Genomic DNA, 20,592 nt, shown 5'->3' on the forward strand with positions numbered 1-20,592 from the left:
GCGTTGCCGCGGTCGCCGCCGCCACGTCCACCGCACCGTCCGCCGATCCGGGCGTCGCGCCGTCCACCGATCCTGGCGTCGCGCCGTCCCTTGCGCCGTTCCCCGCACCTGTGCCGTTCGCTGCCGTCATCCCGTCGCCTCCAGCCGTTCCCGTTCCTCGTGCTGTTCGGATGTCTCCGCCGCCCTCGTCCCGGCATCGAGGCCCAGCAACAGGCGCAGCACCGGCACCACCGCGTCCGCACGCGCCGCGTCGAGGGCGGGTCCGAATCCGGGCGCCGTGGACTCGCGGCCCGGAACCGCTCCGGTGCCCGGGCCCGTGCCGGCGTCCGGGCCGCGCCGGACGAGTTCGCCCAGCGTGCGCCGCACGCCCGGCTCGTAGGCCGAGAAGGTGCGGCGCAGCAGGGGCAGTACGTCGGTGAAGGTGCCGGCGGGGACGCCGGTGAGCCAGGAGTCGACCAGGGCGAGCAGCCGTTCGTCGTGGACCAGGAGCATGCCGCCGCCGGCCGCGCCGCCGACGAAGCCCTCGATCCACGCGGCGGCGTCGGCAGGCGGTGTGCCGGGCGACAGGGCGAGGCCCATCAGCCGGGCGGCCTCGTCCTGTGCGAGGTGTCCGTCGTCGAGCAGGAGCCGGGCGGCCCGGCCGCGGATCACGCCGGCGACCGTGTCCCGGGCGGTGAGCCGGTGCAGCACCGACCTCCAGCGGGCGCGCAGCCCGTCCGCGTCGGCCGGTACGGCGCCGGCGAGCAGCCCGATCGCCGTGTGGACGCCGTCCACCTGACGGCACAGGGCGGTGGCCCCGTCCGCGTCGAGCCCGGTGCAGGCGGGCGGCAGTCCGACACAGATCCGCTCCGCGAGTCCGGCCGCGACCTCTCCCAGCGCGGCGGTGTCCGTGGCACGGACGTCTCCGTAGCGCAGGGTGCGGGCCAGGGCCGGCAGGGCGTCCGCGAGGTGGCCGACATCGGCGTCGAGCGCGGCCCGGTCGGCGAGGACCCGCATCACGACGGGGAGCGCCTCCGTCAGTCCCGCGAGCAGGCACCGCTCGGCCAGGGCCGTCACCTCGGCGAGCGCGGTGGACGCCAGGGCGTCCGACTCCGCCCGTGCCGTGGCGGCGGAGAGCACGGTGGTGCCCCAGACGCCCGCCTCCGCGACCCGTACGTACAGCTCGGGCTCCCAGTGCAGCCGCCAGCTCTCCCGGAAGGTGCCGGTGCTCCCCCGGCCCGCGGCGGGTTCGCCCCAGCCGATGCCGAGGAGGCGCAGCCGGTGCAGGAGCCGGCTGCGTGCCGCGTCGGTCTCCTTGCGGAGGTCGAGCTCCAACTCCCTTTCGGAGGCTTCCGGTTTGAGGCGGAGGGTGCGCTGCTGTCGGGTGAGGTCGCGTTGCAGGGGTACGGCGGGGGCGGTGTCCGGCACCTCGCCGAGTGTCTCGCCGACGACCAGGCGGTCCCGGACGAGGGCGAGCGGCACGTCGGAGCCCTCGCACATCACGGCCCGTACGGCGTCGGTGGTCTCGCTCAGTCCGGCGAGCGGCCGGCCCCGCATGGCGGCGAGGGTGTCGGCGAGCCGGACCGCCTCGATGACGTGGGCGGAGGACACGAACCGGTCCTCGTCGCGCAGGAGTCCGGCGACCTTGGTCATCCAGCGTTCGACCGGGCGGTCCGGGGAGGCGAAGAGATGCTCGTACCAGCCCGGCGAGTCGATCCCGGCCCCGTATCCGCTGTGCCGGGCGAGCCGCCGGTGGGTCCACGGCACCCAGGTCAGCTCCGTCTTGACCTTGGGAAGGCCCTTGAGGAGCGCCCGGTCCGCGGTCTGTGTCGTCCTGGCTTCGAGTGCGGGCACGTGCCAGGCGCCGCAGACCACGGCGAAGGCACCGCCGAACTCCTTGCGCGCGGCGCGGAGCTGGACGCGCATGTACGCCTCCCGGACCGCGTCCCGGGGGTGTCCACCGTCCCCGTATGCCTCGCGCAGGGCCGTCATCGCCTCGCCGAGCGCGGCGAAGGCGGCCAGCGGGTCGGCGGCCGCGGCGCCCGGCGGGCCGGGGACGCGGTGCTCCACGACGTCTTCCCACCAGCGCTCGGGGTCGTCGTACCCCGCCGTCTCGGCCAGCACCCGGATCGGGTCGACGGGAACGGACCGGCGCTCCTCGTCCGGGCCGGGGCGGCGCTCCTCGTCCGGGCCGGGGCGGCGCTCCTCGTCCGGGCCGGGGTGGCGCTCCCGCTCGCCCTCCTCCGCGAGGGCCAGGGAGTGGGCCGCGGGCAGGTCGATGAAGCGGACCGGGACGCCGTGTGCCAGGGCCCAGCGGATCGCGACCCATTCGGGCGAGAACGCGGCGAGCGGCCAGAACGCCGCCCGCCCCGGGTCGTCCACCGCATGGGCCAGCAGGGCGACGGGCGGCCGCATCTGCTCGTCGGCGGCGAGCGGCAGCAGCGCGTCGCCCTCGGGCGGGCCCTCGATGAGCACCGCCTGCGGGCGGGCCGCGTCCAGGGCGGCCCGGACGGCGCGGGCGGACCCCGGGCCGTGGTGCCGCACCCCGAGCAGCAGCGGCCCCGCCGGGCGCGCGGTGGTCATACGGAGACCTCACGGCAGGCGCGGTAGAAGTCCTTCCAGCCGTCCCGCTCGCGGACCACGGTCTCCAGATACTCCTGCCAGACCACACGGTCGGCCGCCGGGTCGCGGACGACCGCGCCGAGGATGCCGGCGGCGACGTCCCCGGGGCGCAGTACACCGTCGCCGAAGTGGGCGGCGAGAGCGAGTCCGTTGGTGACGACGGAGATGGCCTCGGCCGTGGACAGGGTCCCCGAGGGGGACTTGAGCTTGGTCCGGCCGTCGGTCGTGACTCCGTCGCGCAGTTCGCGGAAGACCGTGACCACGCGGCGGATCTCCGCGAGGCCGTCGGGCGCGGGCGGCAGGTCGAGCGAGCGCCCGACCTGGTCGACGCGGCGCGAGACGATGTCGACCTCCGCCTCGGGCGTGGCGGGCAGCGGCAGCACCACGGTGTTGAAGCGGCGGCGCAGCGCGCTGGACAGTTCGTTGACCCCGCGGTCGCGGTCGTTGGCCGTGGCGATGACGTTGAAACCGCGGACGGCCTGGACCTCCTGGCCCAGTTCGGGCAGCGGCAGGGTCTTCTCCGACAGGATCGTGATGAGCGAGTCCTGCACATCGGCGGGGATGCGGGTGAGTTCCTCGATGCGGGCGGTCATGCCCTCGGACATGGCCCGCATCAGCGGGCTGGGCACCAGCGCGTCGCGGCTGGGTCCGTGCGCGAGCAGCTGTGCGTAGTTCCATCCGTAGCGGACGGCTTCCTCGGGTGTGCCCGCCGTGCCCTGGACGAGGAGGGTCGAGTCTCCGCTGACGGCGGCCGCGAGGTGCTCGGACACCCAGGTCTTGGCGGTGCCGGGCACGCCGAGGAGCAGCAGTGCGCGGTCGGTGGCGAGCGTGGTGACGGCGACTTCGACGAGGCGGCGCGGGCCCACGTACTTCGGTGTGATCACCGTGCCGTCGGGCAGGGTGCCGCCGAGCAGATACGTGGCGACGGCCCACGGAGACAGGCGCCAACGCTCGGGGCGCGGGCGGTCGTCGGCTGCGGCGAGTGCCTTCAGCTCGTCGGCGAAGGCGTCCTCGGCATGCGGGCGCAGGACTTCGGCGCCGGTGGCTGCGATGGTTTCGGACACGGTCATGGATCCCCCTCCAGATCGGTCGGCCTGGTGTGGTTCCCACGGTGCACCATGGCACTGACAATCGGCCTTCCCGCAGGTCAGGGGCAGTTGTCAGTGGTGCGACCTAACGTCGTTCCCATGCTGCTGACTGACGGGGGAGAACCCTTGGGCGCCGCTGCTCCGGCGGCGCGCTGGACGGTGGAGCAGGTCCTGGCCCTGGCTCCTGACGACGCTTCACACAAGGCGGGCAACAAGCTGAGTTCGGCCGGTCCGTGGTCGGACACCGGAGGCGATGGTGCGGGCGCGGTGTGGGGGCTGTGCCGGGGCAGCGGGAGCAAGCCCTACCGGACGGTGATCGACACCACGGGCCCTGCCTACAAGTGCAGTTGCCCCAGCCGTAAGTTCCCGTGCAAGCACGCGCTGGGACTGCTGCTGCTCATCGCGTCCGGCGGACCGGTGGCGTCGGCCGGCGATCCGCCGGACTGGGCGGACGAATGGCTGACGGGCCGGCGCGCCCGCGCCCGCGCCAGGGAAGAGGCTCCGGGCGGCGGCCCGGCCGATCCCGAGGCCGCCCGGCGCCGCGCCGAGCGCCGGGCGGAGCGGATCGGTGGCGGCGCACAGGAGCTGGAGCGGCGCCTGACCGACCTGTTGCGCGGCGGGCTGGCCGCGGCCGAACAGTCGGGGTACGGGCTGTGGGAGGAGACGGCCGCCCGCATGGTCGACGCACAGGCACCCGGTCTGGCGGGCCGGGTCCGGGAGCTGGGTGCGATCCCGGCCTCCGGCCCCGGCTGGCCGGTGCGGCTGCTGGAGGAGTGCGCCCTGCTCCATCTGCTGGACACTGCGTGGCTGGGCATCGACCGGCTTCCGCAGCCACTGGCGGCGACGGTCCGTACCCGTGTGGGTCTGACGGCCGCCGCGGAGGGGCCGCCGGTCCGTGATCGCTGGCTGGTCCTCGCGCAGTACGACACACCCGAGGGCAAGATCGTCACGCGTCGCGTCTGGCTGTACGGCAGGGACTCGGGCCGCTTCGCGCTGCTGCTGTCCTTCGGGGCCGCCGGCCGCTCCCCCGCCCTGGCCCTGCCGGTGGGCGTCACGCTCGATGCCGGGGTCACCCACTTCCCGGGGTCCGGACAGCTGCGGGCGGAGCTGGGCGAGCAGTTCGGCCCTCCCGTGCCGGCCGGGCCACCGCCCCCGGGCGTCACGGTCGGCGGGGCGATCGCCGCGTACGGCAGGGCACTGGGCGACGACCCGTGGCTGGAGTCCTGGCCGGTGACGCTGCGCGATGTCATACCCGTGCCGTCCGCGGACGGCTGGCAGCTGGTGGACGCGGAGGGCGATGACGCGCTGCCCGTCGCCGCTGCCGCGCTGTCCCGTCCGGCGTTGTGGAAGCTCGTCGCGCTCTCCGGCGGTGGCCCGGTCACCGTCTTCGGGGAGTGCGGCCACCGCGGCTTCGACCCGCTGGCGGCGTGGCCCCCCGGAAGCGAGGGCGGACACGAGGGCGGTGGCGGCGCCGCGTCAGCCGATCCGTCATTGCGCAACCGTGCGGACGCCGCCGCCGAGACCGTGCCGCTCATCTGACCCTGACCGTGCCGCTCATCTGACCCTGGAGGAGGAGCGATGCCTCGCACCACCCCGCCCACGACCGCGTCCACGACTCGGCACCCGGCCGGGCTCGCCACCATGACCGGGCCGGTGTCCCCGGCTGCGTCCCCGAGCGGTTCATCGTCCGACGGACCCGCCGTGGGGCCGGTGTCCACGCCGTGGGAGGAGCTCGTCACCTCGGCGTTGCTCGGCACGGACCGCCGTCCGCCCGGGGCCGCCTCCGGTACCGGTCCGGACGCCGCCGCGGCCGCGCTGCTGGACGTTGCCGCGCTGCATACGGTGCGGCGCCGGGCGGGTCTGCTGCCCGCCCCCGCCGCGCCCCGGCCGAATCCCGCGCCCGCCGACCCGCGGCCGGCGCTGCCGGAGGCGGCCCGGAGCCGGCTGGCACAGCTGCTCGCGGACCGGGCGGCGCCGGGCGGCTCGGGTGGCAGGCGTGGCACGGCGCCCGACCTCACGGAGCTGATCCCGCAGTGGCTCGCCACCGCCAATCTGCACGGCTACCGGGCCCCGGACGCCGCGTTGCCGCCCCTTCTGGACGCGGCCCGCGCGCGCACCGATCTGCGGCCCCAGGCCCTGACGTTCGCCGGGCCGCGCGGGCTGTGGCTGGCCGGGCTGAACCCCGACTGGAAGTTCGCGCTGCGGGGTGCGTCCGGCAGCGCACTGCTGCCCGACGTGACGGACGGGGAGGCGGTGCGCCGCCTGTGGGAGGAGGGCCTGTTCGCCGAACGCGTCGCTCTCCTGTCCGCCGTACGGGCGCATGAGGCGGACGCCGCCCTCGCCCTGCTGGCCACCACCTGGTCCACGGAGCGGGCCGAGGACCGGCTGATGTTCATCGACTCGCTGCGCACCGGGCTGTCCGGGGCCGACGAGGAGTTCCTGGAGCAGGCCCTCGCCGACCGCAGCCGCAACGTGCGCGCCACGGCCGCCGAGTTGCTGTCCGCACTGCCCGGATCGGCACTGGCCCGACGGATGGCCGCCCGGGCCCTGTCGTGCGTGAGCCCGGGTCTCACCGGTACCGGGCCGTCCGTCGCCGTGGAGGCCCCTCACGAATGCGACGCGGCGATGCAACGGGACGGGGTGGTGACGCTGCCGCCCTCAGGGCGCGGCGAACGGTCCTGGTGGCTCGGCCAGTTGGTGGAGTCGTCCCCGCTGTCCGTCTGGCCGGCACGGTTCGGCGGCCGTGGTGCGCGGGAGATCGTGGCCCTGCCCGTGGCCGACGGCTGGGGCGAGGAACTGCACGCGGCCTGGTGCCGGGCTGCCGTGCGGCAGCGCGACGCGGAGTGGGCGCGGGCGCTGCTCGGCGCCCCCTCCACACCACCGTCGAACGGGCCCGGTACGGCGTCGCTCGCCGAGCGGTCGAAGCTGCTCGCCGTTCTTCCCGGCACCGAACGGGCCGACTGGGTGGCCGGGTTCATCGCGGCCCACGGCCTGTCGGAGGCTTTCCAGCTGCTGGGGGTCTGCCCGACGCCGTGGGCGGAGCCGCTGGGGCGCTCCGTGGTGGACGCCCTCGACATCGCCCGGGACGCGGGCAGTTATCCCTGGAGCTTCAGCGGGGTGATGGGCCTCGCAGAGCGCTGCCTGAACCCGGCCGAGGCGGACCGGCTGGAGGTCCTCACCACGACACCCGACGAACCCGCGGACGCCTCGCCGGGTGCGAACGGCTACTGGTCGGAGGCGTTCCAGCGGCTGGTCTCCACGTTGCGGCTGCGCGCGGCGATGGACAGGGAGCTGATACCGGCCACCCGCTGAGGCAGCGGTGAGGAGCGGTCGCCGGACGCGGTCGCCGGACATCGCCCGGCGGCAGGCCGAGCGTGCCCTGCCCGGGGCACCGCGTACCGCCTACCACCGGGAGCACCGCGTACCGCCAGGAGCACCGCCAGCCACCGGGATCTCCCGTACCGCCCGCAGCACCGCCCACCACCGGTGGCACGCGTACCGCCAGGAGCACCGCAACCTGCCCGGGGGGGCAGGCGCACCGCCCGGAGCGCCCCGTACGACCGGGCGCCCGCAGAAAGCGGACGAAGCCGGACCGCACGGCGCCGCAGTCCCGGACCGGTCCGGGCCCGGACCGCAGTCCTCGGTCCGGCCCGGACCCCTCAGGGCCTGGCGCGGAGGCCCGGACCGCCGAGCCCGGGGCGGAGGCACGGACCGCAAGGCCCGGGGCGGAGGCACGGACCGCAAGGCCCGGGGCAGGCCACCGCGGACCGCCGGGCCCGGGGCGGAGGCCCGGACGCAAGACCCGGGGCGGAGGCCCGGACCACAAGGCCCGGGGCAGGCCACCGCGGACCGCCGGGCCTGGGGCGGAGACACGGACGCAAGACCCGGGGCGGAGGCACGGACCGCAGAGCCCGAGGCGAGAGCCCGGGGTGGAGGCACGGACGCAAGGCCCGGGGCGGAGGCCCGGACCGCAAGACCCGGGGCAGGGCCCGGACCGCACGGCCCAGGGTGTCCGGGTCCGTGCAGTCCGGGCCGTGTCCTATGCCTCCGCCGGCTGGCGGACGTTCGCGTTGACCCAGTCGACGATCGCGACCGTCGTCGCGCCCGGCGTGAAGATCTCCGCGACACCCTGCTCCTTCAGCGGGGCGATGTCGGCTTCCGGGATGATGCCGCCGCCGAAGACCTTGATGTCGGCCGCGTCGCGGTCCTTCAGCAGCTCGATCACCTTCGCGAAGAGCGTGTTGTGCGCACCGGAGAGGATCGAGAGGCCGATGGCGTCGGCGTCCTCCTGGATCGCGGTGTCCACGATCTGCTCGGGCGTCTGGTGGAGCCCCGTGTAGATGACCTCCATACCGGCGTCGCGCAGCGCCCGCGCGATCACCTTGGCCCCGCGGTCATGGCCGTCGAGGCCCGGCTTGGCCACCACCACACGGATCGGACCGGTCACACCCATCACTGCCTCCACATGCGTCTCCCGTGCCTGAAGGCCAGGGAATGTGAACGAACGTTATCTCCAGCATCCCGCAAGCCACAGTTTCGCGGTGGGCGGGGAGGGGGAAATCACACGTGGGACATGTTCACCGGGCACCGCTCCCGCAGCACACGGCAGCCCTGCCGTGCGGGACCGGCCGCCGGGGGAGCCGCGACGAGGTCGCCGTACCGCCGCGCCGTCAGCCGCACGGCACGGTGGTACGGCTCACGCCCGCCCGTCCGCCGGTCACCGATGGTGGCCCGGCGGACGGGCGGGCGGCGAGTCCCGGACGGCCACGGCCGGCCCGGACCTCCGAGAGGCGCCCCATGAGGGCAGACGGGACAGGGAGCCGCTCCTCCCCGGGTGCCGAGCAGGAGGTCGACCGTGAAGACCCCGAAGACCACCCACACCCCGAACACGGCGCACACCCCGAACACAGCGCACGCCCCACACACCTCACACGCCTCACACACCCCGACATCCCCACACCCCAACCCGCACGCCCCACACGCCCCGCAGCCCTCGAAGACCCCGCCGACCCTGCCGGTTCTCCCGGCACTGCCCCTTCTTCCCCTGCTGCTGCGCCGGCTGTGTACGGGCACCACCTGGCTGCCGTCCGTCCGGATGCCGTCCACCCGGCTGTCCGCGGCCCTGATGAGGGCGACGGTGCTCGAACTGGTCGTACTCGCGGGTCACACCCTTCTGTATCCCACCGGCATCACCGGCGAGCGGCACCCCGCGGCAGGCACAGAGCCGGGCACGGCGACCGGCACGGCGACCGGAGCGGCGACGGGAACGGCAGCCGGTACGGCAGGGCAGTCCGTACCGGCCCCCGCGTCCGCTCCCGCGGGGACCACCGCGCTGCCCACCGGGCACCCCGACCGGCCGCCCGTCGTACTCCTGCACGGCTTCATCGACAACCGCTCCGTCTTCGTCCTGCTGCGCCGCTCGCTCGCCCGGCACGGCTGGCACCACCTGGAGTCGCTCAACTACTCCCCGCTGACCTGCGACATCAGTACGGCTGCCGAACTGCTCGGCCGGCACATCGAGGAGATCTGCGCCCGCACCGGCCACCGCGAGGTCGACATCGTCGGCCACAGCCTGGGCGGCCTGATCGCGCGCTACTACGTCCAGCGGCTGGGCGGTGACCGGCGGGTCCGCACGCTCGTCACGCTCGGCACGCCGCACGGCGGCACCGCCGTCGCCCCGCTGGCCGGCGCCCACCCCATCGTGCGCCAGATGCGCAGCGGCTCGGCGCCGATCGAGGAGCTGCGGCTTCCCGCGCCCGGCTGTCGTACCCGGTTCGTCAGCTTCTGGAGCGAGCTGGACCAGGTGATCGTCCCCGTCGAGGCGGCCTGCGTCGACCACCCGGATCTGGATGCGGTCAACGTCCGCGTCAGCGGCGTCGGCCACCTCGCCCTCCCCGTGCACCCCGCCGTGGCTGCCGGTATCCGCCAGGCGCTGGACGCCCGCTCGTCGGCCCAGGGGGCCGAGGGCACCGCCTCCGTGGCCTGAGGACGACCGAATCTTCCGGAATCCGGCATTCGCGCCCCTTCCGTCAACACCCCGTCCCGGCCACAAATAGAACGCGTTTCGAACATAGAGCCAAGGCTGTGTGAGCGGTCCGTCGAAAGACGGCCGATTGCCCGTTTCCTGAGCGGCAGGGGGCCGTCGAAGATTGTCGGCGTCGTCTACCGCCGGGTACAGTCGCGGCCACTGCTTTCCCCGGAGTCCCCCACCGGACCCCGGAGACACTGGTCCTGCTGCCGAGGCGAGAGAGACGTTGGTGAACGACCAGCACCCCCACGCCGGGTACGCCGGATACGACGGCCACTCCACGGGCGGCTTCGACAGCGACCCGCTCTTCGGCTCGCTCCCCGGCGGCTACGACGGCTCGTACGACACCACGACGGGCTACACCGCCCCGTACGGCGGCAACACGGCCGACCACAGCGGTACGCACGACGCCTCCCTGTGGGACACGGGCCCGCATCCGACGGCCGAGTACGGCCATCCCGCCGACTACACGGCCTACACCGCGCAGCCCCAGCAGCCCCAGCAGCCCCAGCAGCAGCACCCGTACGATCCCGGCCCGCAGTACGACACCGGCGCGACCTGGATCCCGGCGGACGTCGGTTACGGCCACACCGTCCCGGCCCAGCACGGCGCCCCGGACACCTCCGGCCAGTGGGACACCACCACCTGGCAGCAGACCGGCCAGTGGACCGGCGCCGGCACGACGGGTTACGACACCGGCGCCTACGACGCCACCGCCTGGAACACCGGCGCCACGCCCGAGTACGCACAGCAGACCGCGCCATCCGCGCCCACCGCGGCCGCGCCGGAAGCAGCCGGACACACGGCCCCGTATCCGTACGCGACGGACGAGGCGTACGAGGCGTACGAGCCGCAGAGCTCCCACGAGACGCCGTACGAGCAGCCGTACGAGACACCGTACGAAACGCCTTACGCAACGCAGACGCAGGCGTCCTTCGATCCGTACGAGCCCTACCGGACTGCCGAGTTCAGCCTCGTGCAGACCGACCTCGCCACCGAGGTCACAGACACCACAGACACCACAGACACCACAGACGCCGCAGAGGCCACAGCGGTCACTCAGGCCGGCGACCACACCGCGTCCGAGCCGGACGACCACGAGGCCGCCGCACAGCACCCCGACCCGGCAACCGTTCACCGCCCCGTCGGCCGCCCCGTCACCCGCAGTGGTGGCGGGAGCCGCAGCCGCAGGCGCTCCCCCGCGAAGCGTTCCGCGCTCCTCACCGTCGCCGTTCCGTCCGCCTGCGTGATGAGCGTGGCGGGCATCGCCGCGGCCTCCGTGGGCGGGATGGGCGGCGGCGAGGAGAAGAAGGACGAGACCACGTCGATGGCGGCCGCCGACCCCGGCACGGTCAAGCCCGTCGCGGCCAACAACAAGCTGGACACCCAGCTGGCCAACCTCAGTGCCGACGCGGAGAACTTCGCCGACCGCGCCAGCCGCACGCAGGAGCGCATCGATCTCAAGGCGCGGCAGGCCGCCGAGAAGAAGAAACGCGCGGACGAAGCCGCCCGCAAGGAGGCGCTCCGCCCCAAGTTCGTCATGCCGGTCAAGGACCACCGGCTCAGCGCGTACTTCGGCCAGGCGGGCGTCAACTGGATGTCCGTGCACACCGGCATCGACTTCCCCGTCGACTACGGCACGCCGGTGATGGCGGCGACCGACGGCACCGTGCGCACGCAGTTCAACACCGCCTACGGGAACATGGCCATCGTCACCGCGGCCGACGGAACCGAGACCTGGTACTGCCATCTCAGCAGCACCCGGATCCGGTCCGGCTCGGTCAAGGCCGGTGATGTCATCGCGCATTCCGGCGACTCCGGCAACTCGACCGGCCCGCACCTGCACTTCGAGGTCCGGCCCGGCGGCGGCGCGGCGATCGATCCGCTGCCCTGGCTCCGCAGCCACAACGTCAACCCGAACTGACCGGGTGGGCGGCCGCGGCCGCCCACCCGCAGAGCCCGGTACCGCTACAGCTTCTCGACCGGGGCGTACCGCAGCAGCAGCTTCTTCGGCCGCTCGTCCCCGAAGTCGACCGTGGCCTTCGCCTGGTCCCCGACGCCCTCGACCGCCGTCACCGTGCCCAGACCGAACTGGTCGTGGGTGACCCGGTCGCCTGCCACCAGCGTGACCGTCGGCTTGTCCGAGGTCCGCCGGGTCGCGAAGCCCGAGGGACCGGAGCGCGCGCGGGACGCGGAGAGCGACGAGGTGATGCCCGACGTCGGTCCGGCCGGCGCCGCCATCGGGCCCTTGCGCTTCCACTCCAGGTGCTGGTCCGGGATCTCCTCCAGGAACCGCGACGGCGGGTTGTACGAGGGCTGGCCCCAGGCGCTGCGCATGGCGGCACGCGTGAGGTAGAGCCGCTCGCGTGCGCGTGTGATGCCGACGTAGGCCAGCCGGCGCTCCTCCTCCAGCTCCTTGACCTGGCCGAGCGCCCGCATGTGCGGGAAGACGCCGTCCTCCATGCCGGTCAGGAAGACCACCGGGAATTCCAGGCCCTTGGCGGTGTGCAGTGTCATCAGCGTGACGACACCGGAGCCGTCCTCGTCCTCGTCGGGGATCTGGTCCGCGTCGGCGACGAGCGCGACCTTCTCCAGGAACTCGGCGAGCGTGCCCGCGCCTTCGTCCTCGGCCCGCTCCTGTTCGAACTCGAGGGCGACGGAGGCGAGTTCCTGAAGGTTCTCGATCCGGGTCTCGTCCTGCGGGTCGGTGGACGCCTGGAGCTCGGCGAGGTAGCCGGTCCGCTCCATGACGGCCTCCACCACGACCGCCGGTCCCGCGCCGGACTCCACGATCGTGCGGAGCTCCTCCATCAGCGTGTTGAACCGCTTCACCGCGTTCGACGAGCGGGCCGCCATGCCGTACGCCTCGTCGACACGGCGCAGTGCCTGCGGGAAGGAGATCTTCTCGCGCATCGCCAGGGCGTCGATCATCGCCTCGGCCCGGTCGCCGATGCCGCGCTTGGGCACGTTCAGGATGCGGCGCAGCGGGACGGTGTCCTCCGGGTTGGAGAGGACGCGGAGGTAGGCCAGAACGTCCCTGACCTCCTTGCGCTCGTAGAAGCGCACGCCGCCGACGACCTTGTAGGGCAGGCCGACGCGGATGAAGATCTCCTCGAAGACACGTGACTGCGCGTTCGTCCGGTAGAAGATCGCCACGTCGCCGGCCTTGGCGTCGCCCGCATCGGTCAGACGGTCGATCTCGTCGGCGACGAACTGCGCCTCGTCGTGCTCGGTGTCCGCGACGTAGCCGGTGATCCGGGTGCCGGCGCCCGCGTTGGTCCAGAGGTTCTTCGGGCGGCGGCTCTCGTTGCGCTCGATGACGGCGTTGGCCGCGGAGAGGATCGTCTGCGTGGAGCGGTAGTTCTGCTCCAGCATGATCGTGGTCGCGTCCGGGTAGTCCTCCTCGAACTGGAGGATGTTGCGGATGGTCGCGCCCCGGAAGGCGTAGATCGACTGGTCCGCGTCACCGACGACGCACAGCTCTGCGGGGGCGTCCTCGGGACCGGTCGGACCGACCAGTTCCCGTACGAGCGTGTACTGGGCGTGGTTGGTGTCCTGGTACTCGTCGACGAGGACGTGGCGGAAGCGGCGGCGGTAGTGCTCGGCGACGTCGGGAAACGCCTGGAGCAGGTGCACCGTCGTCATGATGATGTCGTCGAAGTCCAGCGCGTTCGCCTCGCGCAGCCGGGACTGGTAGAGCGCGTAGGCCTGGGCGAGCGTCTTCTCGAAGCCGTCGGCCGCCTGTCCGGCGAAGGTCTCCTCGTCGATGAGCTCGTTCTTCAGGTTCGAGACCTTCGCCGTGAACGACTTCGGCGGGTAGCGCTTCGGGTCGAGGTCGAGGTCGCGGCAGACCAGGGCCATGAGGCGCTTGGAGTCGGCGGCGTCGTAGATCGAGAACGAGGAGGTGAAGCCGAGCCGCTTCGACTCGCGGCGCAGGATCCGTACGCACGCGCTGTGGAAGGTCATGACCCACATGGCGTTGGCCCGCGGTCCGACGAGCTGCCCGACGCGCTCCTTCATCTCGCCGGCGGCCTTGTTGGTGAAGGTGATCGCCAGGATCTGGCCCGGGTGCACGCCGCGCTCGGCCAGCAGATGGGCGATGCGGTGCGTCAGTACGCGGGTCTTGCCCGAGCCGGCACCGGCGACGATGAGCAGCGGCGACCCGGCGTGCACGACGGCTGCGCGCTGCTCGGTGTTCAGCCCGTCCAGCAGCGCGGCCGCGTCGATCACCGGGCGGTGGGCCCCGTCGCGGTAGTACGCCTCGCGGGGCGGCGGGGGGCCGTCGAATACGCCCGCGAAGAGGCCCTCCGGCACCGCTTCGGGTGCGGAGTCCTCGGGGGGCGGCGGGGGCCCTTCCTCCGTGTGCTGGAGGCCGGCCAGGAAGCTGTCGTCAAAGAGGCTGCTCATCGCCTCCCGAGTCTAGGCGTGCGCACTGACACTCCGGGCCCGAGTGACGAACCACGCACCCGCGACCGCACACACAGAGCGAGCGGCGGACCGCACTGCGTGCAGCGGCCGGGGGTCCCACCTGCTCCGCAGCGCCCCGATCCGTCGAGGTCACGAAAATGTATCGGGCATATCGAACATCAACCTTCACAGCGGCACCATGAGTTGGCTAGCGTGCTCGTTCGGGCGGCCCGTACCCCCAGAGGCGAACCACGCCGAGCGGGCGTCCACGCCGAATCCGGGCCGCCTCTCACGGGCGTCCGGAACCGGGGACCCACACGCATCACCGGGGTGAATCGGTCCGCAACCCCCACCAGGACCGTAGGGCAGCCTTCCGTTCCGCCCGAACCCGACAGCTAACCCGGTAGGCGGTCCACGGAAGGAGATGCCGGTTTTGGCATCGCATCGCAAACCGCGCACCCGCGTGCGCAGTACCGGCCCGGCCGTCGGGATCACGACGGCCGCACTGGCGTCGGTGACCCTGCTGTCCACGCAGAGCGCACTCGCCGCCCCGGCGCCCAAGCCGAGCATCGAGGACGTGCAGAAGAAGGTCGACGACCTCTACCGGCAGGCGGGCACCGCGACCCAGCAGTACAACCAGGCCAAGGAAGCGACGGCCGCGCAGCGCACCAAGGTGGACACGCTTCTCGACGACGTCGCCAAGCGCACCGAGAAGGTGAACGAGGCCCGCAGGACGCTCGGCACGTACGCCGCCGCCCAGTACCGCGGCGGCGCCCTCGCCCCGACCGCCACCTTCTTCCTGGCCGACGACCCGCAGTCGTTCTTCGACCAGACCCACCTCATGGACCGGATGACCGAGCGCCAGACGCGGGCGGTGTCGGACTTCCGTACGCAGCAGGCGAAGGCGTCCAAGCAGCGGGCCGAGGCCGTGGCGAGCCTGGAGACGCTCACCGAGTCCCAGGCGACGCTGCGCACCAGCAAGCAGAGCGTCCAGACGAAGCTGTCCGAGGCCCGCGGGCTGCTGGCGAAGCTGACCGCCGAGGAGAAGGCGCGCCTGGCCGAGCTGGAGCGCAAGAAGGAGGCGGAGGCCAAGCGCAAGGCGGCGGAGCTGGCGAAGAGGCAGGCCGCCGCGAAGGCCGAGGCCGACCGCAAGGCCGAGGAGGCCGCCAAGGAGGCCGGCAGCGGTACGGGGACAGGCACCGGAAGCGGGACCGGCTCCGGCTCGGGTTCGGACGCCGACGCCTCGACCAAGGCCGAGAAGGTCATGGCCTTCGCCCGGGCGCAGATCGGCAAGCCGTACGTCTGGGGAGCGACCGGCCCGGCCTCGTACGACTGCTCGGGGCTCACCCAGGCGGCCTGGAAGGCGGCCGGTGTCGACATTCCGCGGACCACCTGGGACCAGGTGAACGTGGGCACCCGGATAGCCACGGAGGATCTGCGCCCCGGGGACCTGGTGTTCTTCTACGACGACATCAGCCACGTCGGCATCTACAAGGGCGACGGCATGATGATCCACGCGCCGAAGCCGGGGGCGAACGTGCGCGAGGAGTCGATCTACTACATGCCGATCTACGGGAGCGTGCGGCCGGGCTGACGGGCCCGCCGGGGTCGCCGCGGGGGTCGCGTATTGGGTCCACGGGCCCAAGACGCGGCTCCTGTATGCCCGTTAACGTCTCCTCATGCCACGCATGGGGGAATTACGGCGCCGCGTGCGGCGCGGTGTGCCGCGCACACAGGCACGCGTGCTGGGGCTGCGCCGACGGCGTGACCGGGGCCAGGGTGCGCTGGAGTACCTGGGCCTGACGCTGGTGGTCGCGGCGGTCATCGGCGCCCTGGTCGCCACGGGGATCGGCGCGGACCTGACGGAGAAGATCGGGGTCCAGGTCTGCCGGATCGGCGGTGGCGGGAACTGCGGGAACGACGGCGGCGCCGAGGCACAGGGCGATTCGGACACCTCCGGCAACGGTCAGGGCGATCCGGCCTCGGAGAGGAACGGGGACGGCTCCCCGAAGACCCCGGCCCAGATCGAGTACGACAAGGCGCTGAAGGACCTCCAGGACGCGAAAGCGGAGGAGAAGTCCAACTCGGACAAGGCGGTCGACGCCGCGAAGGAACTCGCGAAGATCCTCGCCGACGAGCTGGGCATCACCGACGCGCTGGACTGCGTCACCAAGGGCGACATGGGCGCCTGCACCGAGACCCTGATCAACGTCCTCCTGAGCCTGGTCGGCGGTGCGGTCGCGAAGCTGGGGGCCAAGTACGGGGCGCCCTGGAAGTGGAAGAAGGCCTACAAGCTCATCAAGAGCTTGAAGAAGCACGGCGGTGACCTCTACGACGGCCTGAAGGGCCTCGTCAAGAGCCGGAAGAAGGTCAAGGACGCCGAGAAGGCGTTGGAGAACGCCGGCAAGAAGGTCGACGGGGAGAAGAAGAACCCGCCGAAGAAGGACGAACCCGAGAAGAAGCCGGACTGCCCGGTCAATCACAGCTTCCTCGCGGGCACCCCCGTCCTCCTCGCCGACGGCACCCGCCGCGCCATCGAGGACATACGCGCCGGCGACCGTGTCCTGGCCACCGACCCGGCGGGCGGCCGCAGCGCAGCCCGCACGGTGACGGACACCATCACCACCGAGGGCGACAAGCACTTCACCCGGCTCACGGTGGAGCAGAACGGCCGTACGGCCACCCTGACCGCCACCGACACGCACCCGTTCTGGCTGGCGAACGAGGGACGCTGGGCCGACGCGGGCCGGATCGCCGCCGGCGACGCACTGCGGCTGTCCGACGGCGGCACGCTCGCCGTCACCTCGGTCAGCCGGTACACGCGGCGTCAGCGCACCCACGACCTGACGGTCGACACCACGCACACCTATTACGTGGCCGTCGGCCGGGGCAACGTCCTGGTCCACAACAACGACTGCGGCCCGAAGAAGCGGACCCCCGCCGAACTGAAGAAGCTCGCCGAGGAGAACGCCCAGGCGGCCCGCGACTACCAGGACGTCTTCCTGGACGAGGTGCGGCGCGAGGCGAAGGCCAAGGGCAAGAGCCCGGAGGAGATCGAGAAGGCGGTCGAGTGGGCCGAGAAGACGAACACCACCTCCGTCGTCCGGGCGCGCTTCCCCGTACCCGGCAAGCCGGGGCAGTGGGTGGAGCGCAACGTGGTCTCCAGCAGCGGCCAGGGTCTGTCCCCGGCGCAGCTGAGCGCCATCGCCAAACGCGGTGACGTCCCGGTCCGCGTCAACGTGCAGGGCGCCACGCACGCCGAGCAGAACGCCCTGCTGGAGATCGACAAGCTGGGCGGCAAGCCCATCGCCGGCGGGGCGTCGCGCGAGGTCTGCCAGGACATCTGCGGACCGCTCATCAAGGGTTCCGAGGGTGTGGTCAGTGGCAATGTGACGGGGCGGGGCGGACGCAAGTACAAGACGTTCTGGTGGCCGTGACCGGGCCGGCGCCGGGTACCGTGCGGAACGTGTCCGGCACCGGACCGGCATCGGCGTACACAGGACCAGCACCAGCGGGAGCGAGCGAGCGTGAAGATCTTGGAGAGCGTCCGGGGCATGGCCTTCCTCGGGACCTTTGCCCAGGCGAGGCTGTTCTCGGCGGCCTGCGCCGAGCGCACCGCCGGAGTACTCCTGCGGTATCTCGCCGACGAGGGGCGCCCGGAGGACCAGGACAGCTGCGTGGCCGCCCTGGAGCTTCTGTGGGACACCGCGCCGCCGGACGGGAGCGCGGCGGCCGCCATGCACCGCAGGCTGAGCGTGCTCCCCGAACTCGATCCGGAACTCCGGCCGGACGGGGCCGTCGCGGCGGCGGCGCTCGGGCTCAGGGCCCTGTTCTCCGGGGTGGCGATGCTCATCGACCAGGGCCCGGACGGTGCGGTCGCGCCCTCCGAGGCGGCGCGGGCACTTGCTCGGGCACTGGACGGCGGGGACGGCGCGACGGCTGCCGAGGAGGACGTGATCCAGGACCGGGACGTCGAGCGGATCATGTCGTGGAGCCCCGAGGAGCAGGCGCTGCACGTCCACGGGCTGCGCGCGTCGGCGGCGGAGACGGGTCGCGCGCGGCTGGCCGCGGCGCGGAAGCGCTACGGCCTCGGCGGTGGGGCGCCCGACGGAACCGGTCCGCACCGGATCGCGGTGACGGCCACCGTCGACCGCGGCGATGTGGCGGCGGCCGAGCAGCGTGCGCGGTACGGGGTGGTCGGGCGGATCACGGCGGGCTCCGACGCGGGGCGCTACCTCCGCGTCGACCGGTCGGCCGACCTGGCGGCGTCACCCGAGGAGCGGGCCGGGGCGGCGGGGGTGGACATCCTCGTGGCTGCCGACCCGGCGATGACGCGGGAGTGCGTGGGCGAGTGGGTCGAGGACTGGGCCGGCGTCGAGGAGGCGCTGCGGCGGGAAGGCCGGCAGGTCGAGTGGGGCACCGCGCCGTAGGACCGCCCGCCCGACGCTGCGACACCACCCGGTCTGTGTCGTAGGACCGCCCGCCCGACGCTACGACACCACCCGGTCCGTGTCGTAGGACCGCCCGACCGGCCGGCGCCGCAACGCCGTCCGTCCCGGTCCGCGCCTCAGGGCCACCCGGCCGGTCGGCGACACGAAGCCGCTCGACCGGTCCGCGCCTCAAGGCCATCCGCCCGCCCGGCATCCTGAGCCCGCCCGCTCGGGTCGGGCCGGCGGCTCAGGTCCAGAGCGTGGCGATGAAGATGTTGACGATCGTCAGTCCGCCGACCGCCGCGAAGAGGCCCTTGTCGACCTTCTCCTCGTCACGCTTGACGTAGACGAGGGCGAGGATCACGACCAGGATCAGCAGCTTGATGCCGATCTTGACGTTGTTCACGGGGTGGTCGTCGGCCTGGTCGAGCCCGACCAGCGCGACTCCGGTGACCAGCATGGTCAGCGCTCCGTGCAGCATGGCCGGGACGAAGCGTGCCGTGCCCGCCCCCATCGCCTTCATCTGGGTGAGGAAACCGCCCAGCAGGGAGGCGATGCCGATGATGTGCAGGGCGACGAAGACATCGATGAGTACACGCATGGCTCCGCAGCCTAGCTGCGGCCATATCAGCACTCCGCAACCAGGTGAGCCTTAGCAACCACTTGACCGCGAGATGCACCAATTACCTGGCTCTGTTGCAATTTTTCCGATCATCCGGCGACAACGCAACGCCAAATTCACACAATAAGCGTCATTACAACTCTTTCCCGTGTCCCGGGTTTAGCGTCCCTGCCAGGTGACCGGTACACCGCCGATCCGCACCCGGGCGGCGTTTCCGGTCACCCCGCCGCGGTTCCGGCGGCGGGCCGCTCCCCCTGTTGGCGGCCCGACGCCGGACCGGGCGGGCCCGTCGGTAGACCCCGGCGGGCTGTCGAAAGGAAGGACTCCCGCCCTCGTGGCAGCACACCGGAAACCCAGGCAGCGCCCGTACACCGGTTCTGCCGCCCGTACAGCGGCGACGCTCGCCTTCGCCGGGGCCGCGACCGCCGCAGCGTTGCCGGGATCCGCGCACGCCGATCCGGCGCCCACGCCCGCCCAGGTGAAGGCCCAGGTCGACCGGCTGTACCGGGAGGCGGAGGCCGCCACCGAGCAGTACAACGGCGCCAGGGAGAAGGCCGCCGCCACCGCGAAGTCCGTCGACGCCCTGCGCGACGAGGCCGCCCGCCGGACCCAGCGGCTCAACACGGCGCGCGAGGCGCTGGGTTCGTACGCCGCCGCGCAGTACCGCTCCGGCGGCATCGACCCCGCCGTGCAGCTGGCGCTCTCCTCGGACCCCGACCAGTACCTGGAGCGCGCCTCGTACGTGGAGCGGGCCGGCGAGCGGCGCGCCACCGAGGTACGCGCCGTGCAGCGCCAGGTCGCGGACGTGGCCCAGGTCCGTGCCGAGGCCGCCGGTGAGCTGACCGAACTCGCGAGCCGCCAGGCCGCCCTGAAGAAGCACAAGGCGACGGTCCGTACCAAGCTCGCCGAGGCCCGGCAGCTGCTGGCCCGCCTCTCCCCCGCCGAACGCGCCGACTACGACGCCTCCGAAGGCGGTCGGGGCGACGCCCACGCCGACCGCAGCGCCCCGCGCGGCGCGAACCGGGCACCCAACGCCCGCGCCGCCGAAGCCGTCGCCTTCGCGTACACGGCCCTGGGCAAGCCGTACGTCTGGGGCGCCACCGGCCCCTCCTCGTTCGACTGCTCCGGTCTCACCCAGGCCGCCTACCGCTCCGCGGGTGTCTCCCTCCCCCGGACCACGTACACGCAGATCAACGCGGGCCGGCGCGTCTCCCGCTCCGAACTGGCCCCCGGGGACCTGCTGTTCTTCTACTCGGGCATCACCCACGTCGGCCTGTACATCGGCGACGGCCGGATGATCCACGCCCCGCGCCCGGGAGCGCCGGTCCGCATCGCGCCGATCGACCAAATGCCTTTCGCCGGAGCGACCCGCGTGGCATAGGCTCCCGGCTTCCACACCGGTAACCGCCGAAGGAC

At 72.9% G+C, this 20,592-nt stretch carries 13 protein-coding genes and 1 riboswitch; of the genes, 8 read left to right on the plus strand and 5 right to left on the minus strand.

The window, feature by feature from the left end:
- Positions 1-126: 126 nt before the first annotated feature.
- Together ACIQMX_RS03490 and ACIQMX_RS03495 are read right to left on the minus strand one after the other, a co-directional pair.
- A complete protein-coding gene (locus tag ACIQMX_RS03490; protein ID WP_402474660.1) occupies positions 127-2,562 on the minus strand; it encodes a DUF5682 family protein in 2,436 nt (811 codons plus the stop codon).
- Complete coding sequence (locus ACIQMX_RS03495; RefSeq protein ID WP_402474661.1) at positions 2,559-3,671, minus strand: AAA family ATPase; 1,113 nt, start codon at positions 3,669-3,671, stop codon at positions 2,559-2,561. Before ACIQMX_RS03495 ends, ACIQMX_RS03490 begins: the two co-directional genes overlap by 4 nt.
- A 117-nt stretch (positions 3,672-3,788) precedes the next feature.
- Here ACIQMX_RS03495 and ACIQMX_RS03500 point away from each other — a divergent pair, with 117 nt between their 5' ends.
- Together ACIQMX_RS03500 and ACIQMX_RS03505 are read left to right on the plus strand one after the other, a co-directional pair.
- Positions 3,789-5,228, plus strand: coding sequence for an SWIM zinc finger family protein (locus ACIQMX_RS03500; RefSeq protein ID WP_402474664.1), 1,440 nt, complete (start codon positions 3,789-3,791; stop codon positions 5,226-5,228).
- A 39-nt stretch (positions 5,229-5,267) separates the two neighbouring features.
- Positions 5,268-7,001, plus strand: a complete 1,734-nt coding sequence (locus tag ACIQMX_RS03505; RefSeq protein ID WP_402474666.1) for a DUF5691 domain-containing protein — start codon at positions 5,268-5,270, stop codon at positions 6,999-7,001.
- A 727-nt stretch (positions 7,002-7,728) separates the two neighbouring features.
- Here ACIQMX_RS03505 and ACIQMX_RS03510 read toward each other — a convergent pair.
- Positions 7,729-8,142: a cobalamin B12-binding domain-containing protein gene (locus ACIQMX_RS03510; protein ID WP_363072844.1), complete on the minus strand. Its 414-nt coding sequence runs from the start codon at positions 8,140-8,142 to the stop codon at positions 7,729-7,731.
- Positions 8,143-8,784: 642 nt separating this feature from the next.
- On the opposite strand from ACIQMX_RS03510, the gene ACIQMX_RS03515 reads away from it, so the two are divergent.
- Together ACIQMX_RS03515 and ACIQMX_RS03520 are read left to right on the plus strand one after the other, a co-directional pair.
- Positions 8,785-9,675, plus strand: coding sequence for an esterase/lipase family protein (locus ACIQMX_RS03515; RefSeq protein ID WP_402475584.1), 891 nt, complete (start codon positions 8,785-8,787; stop codon positions 9,673-9,675).
- A 271-nt stretch (positions 9,676-9,946) separates the two neighbouring features.
- Positions 9,947-11,641: a M23 family metallopeptidase gene (locus ACIQMX_RS03520; RefSeq protein ID WP_402474668.1), complete on the plus strand. Its 1,695-nt coding sequence runs from the start codon at positions 9,947-9,949 to the stop codon at positions 11,639-11,641.
- A gap of 44 nt (positions 11,642-11,685) precedes the next feature.
- Here the strand turns inward: ACIQMX_RS03520 and pcrA are convergent, their stop codons facing one another.
- Positions 11,686-14,124: a DNA helicase PcrA gene (gene pcrA, locus ACIQMX_RS03525; RefSeq protein WP_363067086.1), complete on the minus strand. Its 2,439-nt coding sequence runs from the start codon at positions 14,122-14,124 to the stop codon at positions 11,686-11,688.
- Between the two features lie 259 nt (positions 14,125-14,383).
- Positions 14,384-14,550, plus strand: a riboswitch (cyclic di-AMP (ydaO/yuaA leader).
- Positions 14,551-14,557: 7 nt separating this feature from the next.
- On the opposite strand from pcrA, the gene ACIQMX_RS03530 reads away from it, so the two are divergent.
- The 3 genes from ACIQMX_RS03530 (at position 14,558) to ACIQMX_RS03540 (ending at position 18,554) form a co-directional block, all read left to right on the plus strand.
- The gene (locus tag ACIQMX_RS03530; protein WP_363067085.1) at positions 14,558-15,718 is read left to right on the plus strand and encodes an NlpC/P60 family protein; all 1,161 of its coding nucleotides are present in this window, start codon (positions 14,558-14,560) and stop codon (positions 15,716-15,718) included.
- Between the two features lie 85 nt (positions 15,719-15,803).
- A complete protein-coding gene (locus ACIQMX_RS03535; RefSeq protein WP_402474672.1) occupies positions 15,804-17,561 on the plus strand; it encodes a polymorphic toxin-type HINT domain-containing protein in 1,758 nt (585 codons plus the stop codon).
- 90 nt (positions 17,562-17,651) lie between these two features.
- Positions 17,652-18,554, plus strand: a complete 903-nt coding sequence (locus ACIQMX_RS03540) for a hypothetical protein (RefSeq protein ID WP_402474675.1) — start codon at positions 17,652-17,654, stop codon at positions 18,552-18,554.
- 247 nt (positions 18,555-18,801) lie between these two features.
- On the opposite strand, the gene ACIQMX_RS03545 is transcribed toward ACIQMX_RS03540, so the two are convergent.
- Complete coding sequence (locus ACIQMX_RS03545; RefSeq protein ID WP_219573938.1) at positions 18,802-19,155, minus strand: hypothetical protein; 354 nt, start codon at positions 19,153-19,155, stop codon at positions 18,802-18,804.
- A 355-nt stretch (positions 19,156-19,510) separates the two neighbouring features.
- Between ACIQMX_RS03545 and ACIQMX_RS03550 the strand changes: the two genes are divergently transcribed.
- Positions 19,511-20,557: an NlpC/P60 family protein gene (locus ACIQMX_RS03550; protein WP_363067082.1), complete on the plus strand. Its 1,047-nt coding sequence runs from the start codon at positions 19,511-19,513 to the stop codon at positions 20,555-20,557.
- Positions 20,558-20,592 lie beyond the last annotated feature (35 nt).

The organism is Streptomyces sp. NPDC091416, assembly GCF_044756845.1.
GTDB lineage: Bacteria > Actinomycetota > Actinomycetes > Streptomycetales > Streptomycetaceae > Streptomyces.

Bases quoted from the DNA above. Each gene is read 5' to 3' on its own strand.
- ACIQMX_RS03490 (WP_402474660.1), bottom strand. From the start codon at position 2,562: ATGACCACCGCGCGCCCGGCGGGGCCGCTGCTGCTCGGGGTGCGGCAC.
- ACIQMX_RS03495 (WP_402474661.1), bottom strand. From the start codon at position 3,671: ATGACCGTGTCCGAAACCATCGCAGCCACCGGCGCCGAAGTCCTGCGC.
- ACIQMX_RS03500 (WP_402474664.1), top strand. From the start codon at position 3,789: ATGCTGCTGACTGACGGGGGAGAACCCTTGGGCGCCGCTGCTCCGGCG.
- ACIQMX_RS03505 (WP_402474666.1), top strand. From the start codon at position 5,268: ATGCCTCGCACCACCCCGCCCACGACCGCGTCCACGACTCGGCACCCG.
- ACIQMX_RS03510 (WP_363072844.1), bottom strand. From the start codon at position 8,142: ATGGGTGTGACCGGTCCGATCCGTGTGGTGGTGGCCAAGCCGGGCCTC.
- ACIQMX_RS03515 (WP_402475584.1), top strand. From the start codon at position 8,785: ATGCCGTCCACCCGGCTGTCCGCGGCCCTGATGAGGGCGACGGTGCTC.
- pcrA (WP_363067086.1), bottom strand. From the start codon at position 14,124: ATGAGCAGCCTCTTTGACGACAGCTTCCTGGCCGGCCTCCAGCACACG.
- ACIQMX_RS03535 (WP_402474672.1), top strand. From the start codon at position 15,804: ATGCCACGCATGGGGGAATTACGGCGCCGCGTGCGGCGCGGTGTGCCG.
- ACIQMX_RS03545 (WP_219573938.1), bottom strand. From the start codon at position 19,155: ATGCGTGTACTCATCGATGTCTTCGTCGCCCTGCACATCATCGGCATC.